This is a genomic window from Marixanthomonas sp. SCSIO 43207, assembly GCF_019904255.1.
Taxonomy (GTDB): domain Bacteria; phylum Bacteroidota; class Bacteroidia; order Flavobacteriales; family Flavobacteriaceae; genus Marixanthomonas.
On the sequence record NZ_CP063203.1, the window covers coordinates 593,566 to 607,270 of the forward strand.

General features: G+C 35.6%; 7 protein-coding genes. 4 read left to right on the plus strand and 3 right to left on the minus strand.

Annotated elements, in window-relative coordinates; all coding sequences use genetic code 11:
- Complete coding sequence (locus INR76_RS02790) at positions 1-636, plus strand: polysaccharide deacetylase family protein (RefSeq protein WP_370632418.1); 636 nt, start codon at positions 1-3, stop codon at positions 634-636.
- On the opposite strand, the gene INR76_RS02795 is transcribed toward INR76_RS02790, so the two are convergent.
- Positions 604-2,037, minus strand: coding sequence for a hypothetical protein (locus tag INR76_RS02795; protein WP_223109142.1), 1,434 nt, complete (start codon positions 2,035-2,037; stop codon positions 604-606). The two genes, INR76_RS02790 and INR76_RS02795, sit on opposite strands and share 33 nt — an antisense overlap.
- A 481-nt stretch (positions 2,038-2,518) precedes the next feature.
- Here INR76_RS02795 and polA point away from each other — a divergent pair, with 481 nt between their 5' ends.
- Positions 2,519-5,356 carry a DNA polymerase I gene (gene polA / locus INR76_RS02800; protein WP_223109143.1) on the plus strand — a complete coding sequence of 946 codons (2,838 nt, stop codon included), beginning with the start codon at positions 2,519-2,521 and terminating at the stop codon, positions 5,354-5,356.
- Here polA and INR76_RS02805 read toward each other — a convergent pair.
- Positions 5,353-6,123: a hypothetical protein gene (locus tag INR76_RS02805; RefSeq protein WP_223109144.1), complete on the minus strand. Its 771-nt coding sequence runs from the start codon at positions 6,121-6,123 to the stop codon at positions 5,353-5,355. The two genes, polA and INR76_RS02805, sit on opposite strands and share 4 nt — an antisense overlap.
- A 111-nt stretch (positions 6,124-6,234) precedes the next feature.
- Positions 6,235-8,874, minus strand: a complete 2,640-nt coding sequence (locus INR76_RS02810; RefSeq protein WP_223109145.1) for a DUF5916 domain-containing protein — start codon at positions 8,872-8,874, stop codon at positions 6,235-6,237.
- A 140-nt stretch (positions 8,875-9,014) separates the two neighbouring features.
- Here INR76_RS02810 and INR76_RS02815 point away from each other — a divergent pair, with 140 nt between their 5' ends.
- Both INR76_RS02815 and INR76_RS02820 read left to right on the plus strand, forming a co-directional pair.
- On the plus strand, positions 9,015-10,073 hold the full coding sequence (locus tag INR76_RS02815) for a hypothetical protein (protein WP_223109146.1): 1,059 nt from the start codon (positions 9,015-9,017) through the stop codon (positions 10,071-10,073).
- Positions 10,074-10,169: 96 nt separating this feature from the next.
- Positions 10,170-13,622, plus strand: coding sequence for a pyruvate carboxylase (locus INR76_RS02820; protein WP_223109147.1), 3,453 nt, complete (start codon positions 10,170-10,172; stop codon positions 13,620-13,622).
- The last annotated feature ends 83 nt before the right edge of the window (positions 13,623-13,705 follow it).

The following is a 13,705-nucleotide window of genomic DNA, read 5'->3' on the forward strand; positions in this document are numbered from 1 at the left end:
GTGAAACTGCGTTTGGTAACAGTGCCCAAATTTGTGCAACGGATCTATCCGAAGCGAATTTGGGCATTGCCCAATAATAATAACAATGTTTACTTAACCTTTGACGATGGACCCATTCCCGAAGTCACACCATGGGTATTAGACACCTTAAAGCAATACAACACCAAAGCGACCTTCTTTTGCATTGGCGACAACATTAAAAAACATCCTGATATTTATAACCGAATCCTTGCCGAAGGTCATTCGGTAGGCAACCATACTTTTAATCACTTAAACGGCTGGCAAACCCAACCTTCAGAATACATTAAAAATGTTGAAATTTGTGAAACGTATTTAAATCAAAATACTAAGTTATTTCGACCACCTTACGGAAAACTAACTTCAAAACAGTCTAGGATTCTTCAACAAAAAGGGTATAAAATTATTATGTGGAGTGTTTTGAGTTATGATTATGATAATTCTGTATCTGAAGAGAAATGCCTTCAAAATGTATTACAACACATAAAACCCGGAAGCATTATAGTGTTTCACGATAGCTTAAAGGCACAAAAAAACCTTCGGTATGTATTGCCGAAGGTTTTGGATTTTATGAATAAAAACAATTTAGTTAACCAGCAAATTATAAGAAGTAACTAGAAGTTGTTCATTTCCAGTAGATAATTTTTGTACAAAAATTTCTATATAATCATCCTTAACTACATTAACTGTACCTATAATTGATACTGACTGTCTTTGATTAGTTTGTAGGACATCAACAATAGTTTCTGTACCTGTAACTAATGATCCATTTTGGTATATCGAAAAAGCTAAACGAGTTCCTGCTGTTGCTGTAAAAGACAAGGTTGTAAAAACATTTAAAGCTCTTCCCTTTTCACCTCTATAAATAATTCGATTTTCACTGTTAGCACCAGTACCTTCTGCAGATCTAAAAAGTCGAATTGCATCAGTATTTACTGGAAGCTTAAAAGGTGTTGTATTTGTTACATTAACCACAGAAGAAGAATCATAGTAAAGGTTACCTGTTGCAACATCATCACTCTCTCTTGGAATACCCGGCGCATTAACTGTCCAATCATTACTAAAATTGTAACTAGTATAAGATCCAACAGAGTACCTGTTAATATAACCTGAAGGAGCTGATGTTGTACCTGAAAAAACCGTTCCTTGTATTACCCCTTTGCCTACATTTGGATTAGTACTTACATCTAATGCAACATCAGAACCGTTCACAGTACTAAAACCACTAACCTTTTCAACTAATTGAAAAGTCCCAGAGAGAGTTTCAAAAGTTCCGTTATTACTATCTAACCATGCTTGATTATTCAATAACAGATTATCAATGTTGGAATATGTTACTCCATTTGAATTACCAACAAATTGAACAATATTTGTAAAATAAGTACCTACGTTTGAAATTGTACCAACACTAGCCATATTGGCTATAATTGTATTCTGAATAAGTAAAAGATTTCCTCCAGTAATATTGAAAGCTGTTCCGCCTGTAATGGTCACATTTCTAATAGCACCTCCAGTACTTCCAATGAACACTGTATTTGAAGAAACCAAAACATCTTCATTTGCATCTAAACCAGAAACATACGCGTTGTTCAAGTCAATTGAGTCGGCCCCTAAATTAATTGTACCATTTATTTCGTAGTAAGTATTTTCATCTAACGTTATTGTACCGCCAGAGGGAGTTGGTAGATCTGCTTTACTTTTAACAAGAACGTAATTATCTCTTTGGTTTGACGCTGAGTTAATTTTTACCCATCTATCATCACCTCCATCATAGTAATAAAAAGAAGCTTCATCGGTATCATAAACCAATAAACCGTCTGCGGGTGGAATAGCAGGGGGACCAGGGTCACCAATTGCATTTCTTTGTAACGTAGTCATTCTCGGTACCAACATTCCTTGTGTTTCAGATTCTACATCCAACATGGAAGATGGGTCTGGATCAGTGGTTCCTATTCCTACTTGAGCATAAGAAAAACCACAAACTAGAAAAGATAAAAAAAGTAATTTAATGTTTTTCATAATGGGAAGATTGTAAGGTTCAATAAATTTGCGTGCGAATATATGTTATTCAACGTATAAATTAAACATTTTATCTGTAAAAAGAAGGTTTTACAGACATTTTTTGTGAGAAAATAATATCTTTTAACACTATTTTTTGAATCCCACCTTTATTTTTCCAAATGGTAACACTAGATTAATATTTAAAAAAGTTTAATACGCTAGTTTTGAAGCAGAAAAGAAAGAACTTTTCAGTTATTTAAGGTTATAAAAAGTCGCTTTTGAGGAGGAGCGGCTTTTTTTATGTTAAAATTTAAAATTTTTAAAACCGCACTATATTTTCTTTCGTAAATAAAATTGGTACAGAAAACATCTGGGGTTTTTTGTACTGTTTTTATAATAAAAGTCGTTTTTGAGGAAGAACGGCTTTTATTTTTTTATGGAAACAACGTATTTCTGAAGTCTTCTTTTTACATTTGAAAGAAACACAATTCTTCATTTCATGTCTGATAAAAAACGTTTATTTCTTCTCGATGCGTATGCCTTAATTTTTCGCGGATATTACGCTCTTATTAAAAACCCTCGTATTAATTCAAAAGGGCAGGACACTTCAGCCATAATGGGTTTTACTAATTCTCTTTTTGATGTAATAAGACGAGAAAAACCAGATCATCTAGCCGTTTGTTTTGATAAAGACGGTAGCAAAGAACGTACTGAACTTTTTCCAGATTATAAAGCCAATCGCGATGAGACACCAGATGTAATTAGACAATCCATCCCTATTATAAAAGACATATTAAAAGCCATGCACATTCCTTGTGTAGAAATATCTGGAATGGAAGCAGATGATATTATAGGCACACTGGCAAAACAAGCCGAAAGCCAAGATTATAAAGTATTTATGGTTACTCCAGATAAAGATTTTGCTCAATTAGTAACCGAAAACATACATATGTACCGCCCTGCTAGAATGGGTAATGCCATTGAAATCTGGGGAATTCCAGAAGTTCAAAAGAGATTTGGAGTAGAACGTCCAGAACAAGTAATTGACTATTTGGGTATGATGGGTGATTCTAGTGATAATATTCCGGGGTTACCGGGTGTGGGTGATAAAACTGCTAAAAAGTTTATTGCAAAATACGGCTCTATGGAAGGTTTATTGGAAAATACCGATAAACTAAAAGGGAAAATGAAAGAAAAGGTTATTGAAAATGCAGAAATTGGCCGACTTTCAAAAAAACTCGCTACCATCTTTACAGATTGTGAAGTTACCTTTAATGAAAAAGACTATGAACTTTCTATGCCCGATGCCGAAAAAGTGCAAGAAATTTTTGAAGAACTTGAGTTTAGAAGACTAAGAGATCAATTTTTAAAATTATTTTCTTCAGAAGGAGCACAAGAAGAAGTTACAAAAGTTTCCAATTCTGAAACAGCTAAAAAAACTTCAAAAACTGCAGGTAGTGGTCAATTTTCATTATTTGATGGTGATGGAAAAACATCTGCAGATGTTGAAGCATATAATTCTAGAAAAACCATAAAAGACACGGAGCATTTTTACCAAACCGTGCAACCCGGAATGGGAACCAAATTGTTTCTACAAAACCTACTAAAACAAAAAAGCGTTTGTTTTGACACCGAAACTACTGGCTTAAATCCTTTAACTGCCGAGTTAGTTGGGATTGCTTTTTCTTGGGAAGCCGGTAAAGGCTTTTACATTCCTTTTCCTGAAGAAAAGGAAAAAGCTCAAGAAATTATTGAAACATTACGACCCTTTTTTGAAGCGGAGGAAATAGAAAAAGTAGGTCAAAACCTAAAATATGACATTAAAGTTCTGGCCAAATATGACATTGAAGTAAAAGGCAACTTGTTTGACACCATGTTAGCCCATTATCTTATCAACCCAGATATGCGGCATAATATGGATGTACTAGCCGAAACATACCTCAACTACACGCCAGTTTCAATCACCGAATTGATTGGTAAAAAGGGTAAAAATCAAAAGTCAATGCGTGATGTTCCGGTTAAAGACCAAACAGAATATGCAGTAGAAGATGCAGATATTACGCTTCAGCTTAAAGAACATTTTGCTAAAGAATTAGGCGAAGCCAACACACAAGAGCTTTTTGACGACATTGAAATTCCGCTGCTGCGTGTATTAGCCGATATGGAACTGGAAGGAATTAAGCTAGATAAGGAGTATTTAGCAAGTCTTTCTGAAGCATTAACAAATGATATTGAACGTCTTGAAAAAGACATTTATACAGAAGCCGGAGAAGAATTTAATATTGCTTCACCAAAGCAACTGGGTGATATTCTCTTCGGAAAAATGAAACTGGTTGATAAACCTAAAAAAACCAAAACTGGACAGTTTTCTACCGCAGAAGACGTACTTTCTTATTTGGCTAAAGATCATAAAATAATTCGGGATGTACTGGAATATCGAGGACTCACAAAACTTAAAAGCACCTATGTAGATGCTCTTCCAGAACAAATTGAAGAAAGTACCGGCCGTGTTCATACAGATTATATGCAAACCGTTGCCGCAACTGGACGTTTGAGTAGCAACAACCCAAACTTACAGAACATTCCTATTCGTACAGAACGTGGGCGACAAGTGAGAAAGGCATTTGTTCCACGTAATAAAGATTACACCTTGTTGGCTGCAGATTACTCTCAAATTGAATTACGCATCATCGCAGCTTTAAGTGAAGAAGACACCATGATTGAAGCGTTTAAAAACGGCGAAGACATTCACGCTTCAACAGCTGCTAAAGTATTTAACGTTCCTATTGATAAAGTCACTCGTGAACAACGTAGCAACGCCAAAACGGTAAACTTCGGAATAATTTATGGAGTTTCAGCATTCGGTTTAAGCAATCAAACCGATTTATCAAGAAAAGAATCAAAAGAACTGATAGACACCTACTACAAAACCTACCCAAAACTTAGAAATTACATGAGCGAGTTGGTTGATTTTGCACGAGATAACGGGTACGTTCAAACTGTTTTAGGAAGGCGTAGATACCTCAACGGCATAAATGGTAGTAACGCTGTAGTGAGAGGCGCAGCAGAACGCAATGCGGTAAACGCACCCATACAAGGTAGCGCTGCCGATATTATAAAGCTTGCAATGATCAACATTCACAAAAAAATGACTGAAGCAAAGTATAAAAGTAAAATGTTGCTTCAAGTACATGATGAATTGGTTTTTGATGTGTATAAACCAGAATTGGATGAACTTCAAAAACTCATTAAAACCGAAATGGAAAACGCCTATAGCCTGAAAGTACCACTAGACGTAGAAATAGGTCTTGGTGATAATTGGCTGGAAGCGCATTAATAACGATAGGCCTCGTAGATAACTACTACATTATCTGTTAACGTTGAAACATCCAACCTAAATCCATTGCTTAAAAAGCTAGTAAGAGAAGCATTCGTTAAGCCTAAGTTATCCCCATTATTATTAGTATATCGTAACCCTATACAATGTGAAGAGGAAGCATAGCGAGATATATTATTTATTGAGTTACCAGAACCTCCATTGAAGATAACTTGTTGAGATATTCCCGAAGGTACAGTTGGGTCAACTCGAGCAAAGCCTTTCATAGAACCAAAAGTATTTTCTTTAGTATTGTTATTATTAGATCCTGAACTTTTAGCATTTTGAATATATTCATCAACATTCGCATAAGCAGTGAACGTAACACGTTTTGGTTGAAAAGGTATAGTTGAGATATCAATATTACCCGACGCATCAACATTTGTACTGTTTATAATAAACTTACCTACATAAACGTCAGGCTTATTATCTATCAATTGTCTCCATTCAGTTCCGTTCCAAAAGTAAAATCCGGCAGGAGATAATCCTCCTGTACCATCGTTATAAACCAATGTACTTACTACAGGTGCTCCTCCTCCATTGGGGTTTGTAACAGGAGTATAATCATTAATATCGTCAAGCACGACCCTTGGTATTAAAACCCCAGAATCTGTTGAAGTAACATCGAGCGCTGCTTCTGGAGTAGTTGTTGATATTCCTACTTGTGCGGTAGTAGAAATTGCTAAAATTAAAAAACAAGAAATTGTGAGGAGTGTTTTTCGATTCATAATTACGATTTTTTTACAAAACTTAATATACGTAACGAAAAAACCTACGATGCGGTTTGAATTAAGATTTACTTTTCGATAAACTACTTTTTATATCTATAAAAGGTGTGCTTACAAAACAAACCGGTAGGTTGCTTTTATCAAAAAAGTGTTTTGAGGCTTCTTTTGAAGTAATTGGTTGTCAATAATCTTACTGAAATCATTCAATGAATTTCCCGAACCGTTTATACCTTGTGACCAAACAAAAAATACTTCAGAGCCGGGAATATATTCCCAGCGCACTACCAAATTTGACCTAAACTGAACAAAAGCAAAGTCTGGATTTCTAAAGGTATAATCTGTGATACCATCTCTATTTTCATCAATTGCGTACATATCATTTTCAAATTGAATTTGATTAGCATCATACAACGTCACGCGATTATTTATATCCTTGGCTGTTGGGTTATTTACAAAGTTGAAGTTTCTGTATTTACCACGAGCAATAAAAGGTTGCCCATAGTATTGAATGGTCAAATTTGGGTTAATATTATAGTTAACTCGCAGTGTTGTACTTATGGTTTCTTGGTCAATTTCTCCAGTAATATACCTTCTAGTTGAATTATAATTTAATTGATCTACATATTGTGTTTTATCCGGCCTAGACTCATATTTTGTTGTCATCGATAAACTCAATGCATTTAATGGCTGATAATTAAAACGTACTTCATATCTGGTAAATGAAAAGTTTTTTTGAGTTGCTTGACCATACACATAACCTAATGTTGTACTGAATTTTTTCCGACTATCTGTACCTACGTATAAAAAACCTAAGTGATCACCATTTCTCCTAAAACGGGGTCCGCCTCTCAATTCAGAATTATCAAAACGCGCAGCATTATTTTCTGAACCGCCTTCAGCAAACCAATTGTTTTTAAAGTTTACAAAACCGGTTAATTGATAATAAAAACTGTTGTAATTCCCTTCAAAATCATAATTTGTAGATTGATACGCTCGTATGTTTGCACTACGATACCAACTGGTAGGTTTATTAAAAACCCGTCGCAATTCAGCATATTGATTGATATTATCTGCTTGACGTAAAAAACCTATATCATTAAGTTCAAGTTCTGGAGAGCGCCATACACCACCAGCATAATATCGCCAGTTTCCGCCTCCACTTTTTCCAAACTGCACCCTTCCTCCTGTTCCGGTAAGGGATGTTTTTGTACTATCTACTGAAACGTGATTGGCACCAACTCGTTGAAATAAATGTACTATTGAACGTTGTGTTCTCTCAATAGCTTCTTCGCTTCCGTTTACTTGGCTTAAAAAAACCTTTCCTTCAACATAATAATTTCTATTATTCCAATTGTGTTTAAAATCTAACCCTCCAGAATACGCATTTTTATGAAGAAAATTTAAGTTACTTTCTAAATTTCGGTGGGTTGCTGTAAAAATTCCGCCTATATATGTATTCCTATCATTAAAATCTTTCTGTAAACGTCCTACCAAGTAATTGGTTAAAGGCTCAACCAAGACTTCTTCTTTAGATCCATTTTCATCTATTACATCTGCATATTCTTTATCGGTTACACTTTCCAATACTCCAATAGACCATCCATCTTTCGTTTTTCCGCTGAATTTTGCCGCACCCAAAATGGTTGAGTTATCTGGTTGATCTACATAAGCTGTTGTAGGACCAAAAGCAGATCCCTGCGGACTTCTTCCTATTCTTCTTGAAAAGAACAAATTATCTGAACCGCCACTCACACTAAAATCAAAAATGTTTTTATTCTCAACAAAAAAAGGTCTACGTTCTTGGAAGAAAATTTCAAACCCATCTAGGGCAATAGCTCCGGGATCGGCATCAACTTGACCAAAATCCGGGTTAATTGTAGCGTCAAGTGTAAGATCATTTGTAATTCCTATTTTGGCATCTAGCCCGGCTGTAAAACGAGTATCGCTTCCATCCCTAAAGGGGTTTCCTTCTTCTGCTTCATAGGTATCTAGCTTGGTAAGACCATACGGCTGAATTTCTAATTGTTTTTGAGGCTTTATGCCCTTAATACCGCGCAACTCACCAAATTCACTCACCCATCCTGGCGCATTGATATCTACAGGTTGCCATAATGAACGCTCTTCTTTTCTGAAATATCTTCTGGTAGATTGAATACCCCAAATTTGTTCTTCGGCATTCCCAAAACGCAATTGACTTAACGGAATTCGCATTTCTGCCGTCCATCCTTCAGCATCTATTTGTGTTTTTACGTACCAAATAGGGTTCCAGCTACCATCCCAATTGTTTCCATTATTTGAAATAAACTCATCTCCCTTAACCCCTGCGGCAGTAATTGTGAATGAAAATCCGGTTCGGTTATCGTTATAGCTGTCTATGTTTAACTCAACCCAATCACCCTCAAAACCATCGCGACGAGAAAGTCGCTGGACAATCCCTTCTGGATCGGCATCGTAACACCTAAAAGCAACATAGAGGTTTTTGGCATCATAAACAATTTTCATTTTGGTTTGCTCTGTAGGAGGTGTGCCGTTATCAGGTTGATTTTCTACATAGTCTGATGTCCACTCTACTTTATCCCAAGCAGTTTCATCAATTATACCGTCAATTTTTGGAGCATTTTCAGAGCCAATCGATTGGGTGGTGTAAATTCGTTTAGGATATATTTTGGTTTCAGATTTTTTTTCCTCTTGACCTTGAGCTGAAAGTGAAAAAATAAAGAAAAAAACGTATAAGTGAATGTTTTTGAACATCTTGGTTAGTTTCTTTAATAGACATTCTTTTTAATTTAATGTGACACTTTTTTATTTTTTTAAGGTTTTTTTAACAAAAACAACATCAAAAAATATCTTCGTAATTATGCTACCTTTAAGGATTATAATATTGTATAGGTATGCGAAAACTTATTTCAAAAAAGAAACCGGCTTATGAAATTTCTGAAGCACTTTTCAATTATTTAACCAAGCACGGGCGTAATAGTAAAATTACAATCTATTATGATGATCTCTTGCGCTTTCAAGGGTCGGTTGCTATTTATGATAAACATGGTAACGACACGCTATGGATAAGCGTGTATTATTCTGAATTTGAACGTGAAGAAATTAATGCTAGCTTAAAACGAATGTACTCCATTTTACATTCTGATGGTAGTGACACCTTGCTGCCGTACATATCAATTGATAGTATTGATTTTTGCACCTTCGGAAATTCAAAACCTTTTCGTGTTAAGGTAAGAAACATTTTAAATGACAACTATTTATTTCTTTACATAAAAAAAGCAGACGCATCTCGCATTTATGGTCTAGAGCTAGAACATTTGCTTTCTCCCAACCACATCAATTTTTTGGTACACGGAAACACCCTGATTGAAGAACATATCTCGGGAATTCCCGGAGATGATTTTATTGAAAATGAATTGGACAAATGCTCCAATCAACAAAAAAAGGAAATTGCAAAAGAGTTTGTAAAATTTAACGAGCGTTGTTTTGTTCGTTTGCTTGGCGATATGCGTTCTTACAATTATGTGATGGTGCTTACACACGATTTTGATAGAATTCAATACAGAATTAGAGCCATCGATTTTGACCAACAAAGTTACGAAGGTAACGCAAAAGTTTACAAACCTCAATTTTTGAAAGAAAATAACAAGCTTGTAACAATGACTATGAAACTTTTGCAAGAAGAATCTATTGAACAGTACAAACGTGAAGAACGCTCACTTCTTGCTAAAAGGGCGGTAAGTGAACAAAGCAGATTAAAAGAAATTTTGGAATGTATGAAAAACGACACTATTTCTCCTCCCGAAAAAACAAACCAATTAAAAAAAGACTTACTTGACCTTACGGGCGATGTAAATTTTAAAAAGTCTGAAAATATGGGGCAAATTCTACAAAGCGCTTTAGACTTTGTGATACGCAATTATCAAAATGAAAACCCGTACTTTATTTCTTAAAAAAATAATTTAACCACCGTAAAAACAAGAAAAACATAATACTTTTTTATCTTTAATAGCAAATTACAAACCTTCAGATAAAACCCATATAACCCTATGAAAATTAAAAAAGTATTAGTAGCCAATCGTGGCGAAATTGCCATTCGCATATTCCGTGCTTGTACCGAGATCAACCTTACAACTGTTGCTATATACACCTATGAAGACAGGTACTCTCAACATCGCTACAAAGCCGATGAAGCTTATCAAATAGGCTCTAATGACGAACCCCTAAAGCCCTACTTAAATAGTGATGAAATTATAGCCCTTGCCAAAGCAAAAAATGTTGACGCAATCCATCCCGGATATGGTTTTTTATCTGAAAATTCTGAATTCGCTCGTAAATGTGCCAAAGCAGGAATAATATTTATTGGTCCAGACCCAAAAGTAATGGACGCCTTAGGCGATAAAATAACAGCTAAGAAGATTGCATCTGCCTGTAATGTTCCTATTATAAAAAGTAATTCAAAAGATTTAACCTCCTTGAAAATTGCTCTTTCTGAAGCTTCTACCATCGGTTATCCTGTTATGTTGAAAGCTGCTTCTGGTGGCGGTGGTCGAGGTATGCGAATTATTAAAAATGAAAATGATTTAAAAAACAATTTTGATTCTGCAAAAAGTGAAGCTGCCAACGCTTTTGGTGATGACACAATGTTTCTAGAAAAATATGTAGAAGAACCTAAACACCTAGAAGTTCAAATCATCGCAGACAATCACGGTAACATTCGTCATTTATATGAGCGAGACTGTTCTGTACAAAGAAGACATCAAAAAGTTGTAGAAGTAGCACCTTCCTATAATGTTTCAGAAAAGGTAAAAGAAAAGCTTTACTCATACGCAGTCGCAATTGCAGAAGAAGTGAATTATAACAATGTAGGTACTGTTGAGTTTTTAGTAGATAAAAATGACGCTGTCTATTTTATTGAAGTTAATCCACGTATTCAAGTTGAGCATACCGTAACCGAAATGGTAACCGGTATTGATTTAATTAAATCACAAATATTTATTGCTGGCGGCTACAAGCTATCTGACAAACAAATAAAAGTATATGATCAAGCGTCATTAAAAACATACGGTTTTGCTTTGCAATGTAGATTAACCACAGAAGACCCTACAAACAACTTTACTCCAGATTATGGAACAATCACCACCTACCGTAGCGCAGCAGGAATGGGAATACGCCTAGATGCAGGTAGTATTTATCAATCCTATAGCATAAGTCCGTTTTTTGATTCTATGCTTGTAAAAGTTTCAGCTCATGGCCGTACCTTAGATGGCGCGGTACGTAAAATGGTTCGTGCACTAAAAGAATTTAGAATACGTGGCGTAAAAACCAATATTCACTTTCTTCAGAATGTCATTCAACATGAAACCTTTAAAGAAGGTGCTGCAACGGTAAATTTTATTGGTAATACTCCTTCATTATTTGATGTAAAACTACCCCAAGACAGAACCACAAAAATCACTAACTATTTAGGCGAAGTAATTGTCAACGGAAACCCCGATGTAAAATTTATTGATGAAAATAAAAAATTCAGAAACCCTAAAATTCCGCATTTCAATTCTTCTGAAAAATTTCCGAAAGGCACCAAAGACTTACTTACCGAAATGGGACCCGAAAAATTTTCAGCTTGGTTAAAAAACGAAAAGAAAATACATTATACAGATACAACGCTACGTGATGCACATCAATCATTACTTGCTACAAGAATGCGAACTTTTGACATGCTGAAAGTAGCCGAAAGTTATGCCAAAAACCATCCTAATACTTTTAGTGTAGAAATGTGGGGAGGTGCAACTTTTGATGTGTGTATGCGATTTTTAAACGAAAGCCCGTGGACTCGCCTTCGAGAATTGCGCAAACGCATACCTAATATATTGTTTCAAATGCTATTGCGAGGAAGCAATGGCGTTGGCTACAAAGCATATCCCGATAATTTGATTGAAACCTTTGTTGAAAAATCTTGGGAAAACGGCATAGATCTCTTCCGCATTTTTGATTCATTAAACTGGGTAAAAGCGATGGAACCCAGCATTCAATATGTTCGTAACAAAACCGATGGAATTGCAGAAGCAGCCATTAGTTATACCGGTGACATTCTCGACCCAGACGAAAGCAAATACACTCTCGCCTATTACAAACAACTAGCCAAGGATTTAGAAAATGCAGGAGCCCACATGATTGCTATAAAAGACATGGCCGGTTTACTCAAGCCGTATGCCGCAACCGAATTGGTTTCAGCTTTAAAAGACACAGTTAACATTCCTTTACATTTACATACCCATGACACCTCTTCAATTCAATCTGCTACTTATTTAAAGGCCATTGAAGCCGGTGTAGATGTAGTTGATGTAGCATTGGGCGGCATGTCTGGATTAACGTCACAACCAAACTTTAACTCGGTTGTTGAAATGATGAAACAGCACGAACGAGCACAAGATTATGACATTAAAACGTTGAATGAATTTTCAAATTTCTGGGAAGATACGCGCGAAATGTACTATCCTTTTGAATCTGGATTAAAAGCAGGAACAGCCGAAGTGTACCAACATGAAATCCCTGGTGGTCAATATTCAAATTTACGGCCGCAAGCTGAGGCATTAGGTCTAGCAGATAGGTTTCACGAAGTAACCAAAATGTATGAAAAAGTAAATGATCTCTTCGGAAATTTGGTAAAAGTAACTCCAAGCAGTAAAGTGGTTGGTGATATGGCTATTTTTATGGTTACCAATGATCTTACTCCTGAAGACATTTTACAACGTGGAAAAGAAATTTCATTTCCTGAATCTGTAATCAACTTTTTTAAAGGTGACTTAGGACAGCCTCTTGGCGGTTTTCCAAAAGAGGTTCAAAAAATAATTTTAAAAAACACACAACCATATACTGATAGACCCAACGCACATTTAAAACCAATTGACTTTAAAGCAGAATATGCTTCTTTCAGAAAAAAGTTTCAAAAAGGATTCAGCCGTCCCATTGAGTTTGAAGACTTTCTATCCTACAGCTTATACCCTCGCGTATTTGAGCAAGCCCACGAAAAGTATAAACTCTATGGAAATTTAGCCATACTTCCTACAAAAAATTTCTTCTACGGAATGAAGCTGCGCGAAGAAGCAATTATTGAACTAGAAGAAGGAAAAACAATAATCGTAAAATTACTATCTGTAGGAATACCAAACGATGAAGGTGTTCGTATAGTGTTCTTCTCTGTTAACGGTGAAAACAGATTTGTTGAAATTAAGGATAAAGCCGTTAAAGTTGAAAAGGAAATACACACCCCTGCAGACCCTGAAGACAACAATCAATACGGTGCGCCACTACAAGGTATGTTGTATAAAATGTTGGTTAAAAAAGGGCAGACAGTAGAAGAAGGATCACCTCTTTTTGTAATTGAAGCTATGAAAATGGAAACCACAGTCACAGCCAATAGCTCCGGAAAAGTAAAATCAATCACCTTAAAACCCGGCACCATGTTAATGAAGGGTGATCTAGTAGTAACTATTGAGTAAAATCAATATCCTAAAAAATTAAAACCTTGGGTGTTGTTTTTCAAATAAATAATAGTACATTTGCACCCCGATTTATCCAAAAG

Bases quoted from the DNA above. Each gene is read 5' to 3' on its own strand.
- INR76_RS02805 (WP_223109144.1), bottom strand. From the start codon at position 6,123: ATGAATCGAAAAACACTCCTCACAATTTCTTGTTTTTTAATTTTAGCA.
- INR76_RS02820 (WP_223109147.1), top strand. From the start codon at position 10,170: ATGAAAATTAAAAAAGTATTAGTAGCCAATCGTGGCGAAATTGCCATT.
- INR76_RS02810 (WP_223109145.1), bottom strand. From the start codon at position 8,874: ATGTTCAAAAACATTCACTTATACGTTTTTTTCTTTATTTTTTCACTT.
- INR76_RS02815 (WP_223109146.1), top strand. From the start codon at position 9,015: ATGCGAAAACTTATTTCAAAAAAGAAACCGGCTTATGAAATTTCTGAA.
- polA (WP_223109143.1), top strand. From the start codon at position 2,519: ATGTCTGATAAAAAACGTTTATTTCTTCTCGATGCGTATGCCTTAATT.
- INR76_RS02795 (WP_223109142.1), bottom strand. From the start codon at position 2,037: ATGAAAAACATTAAATTACTTTTTTTATCTTTTCTAGTTTGTGGTTTT.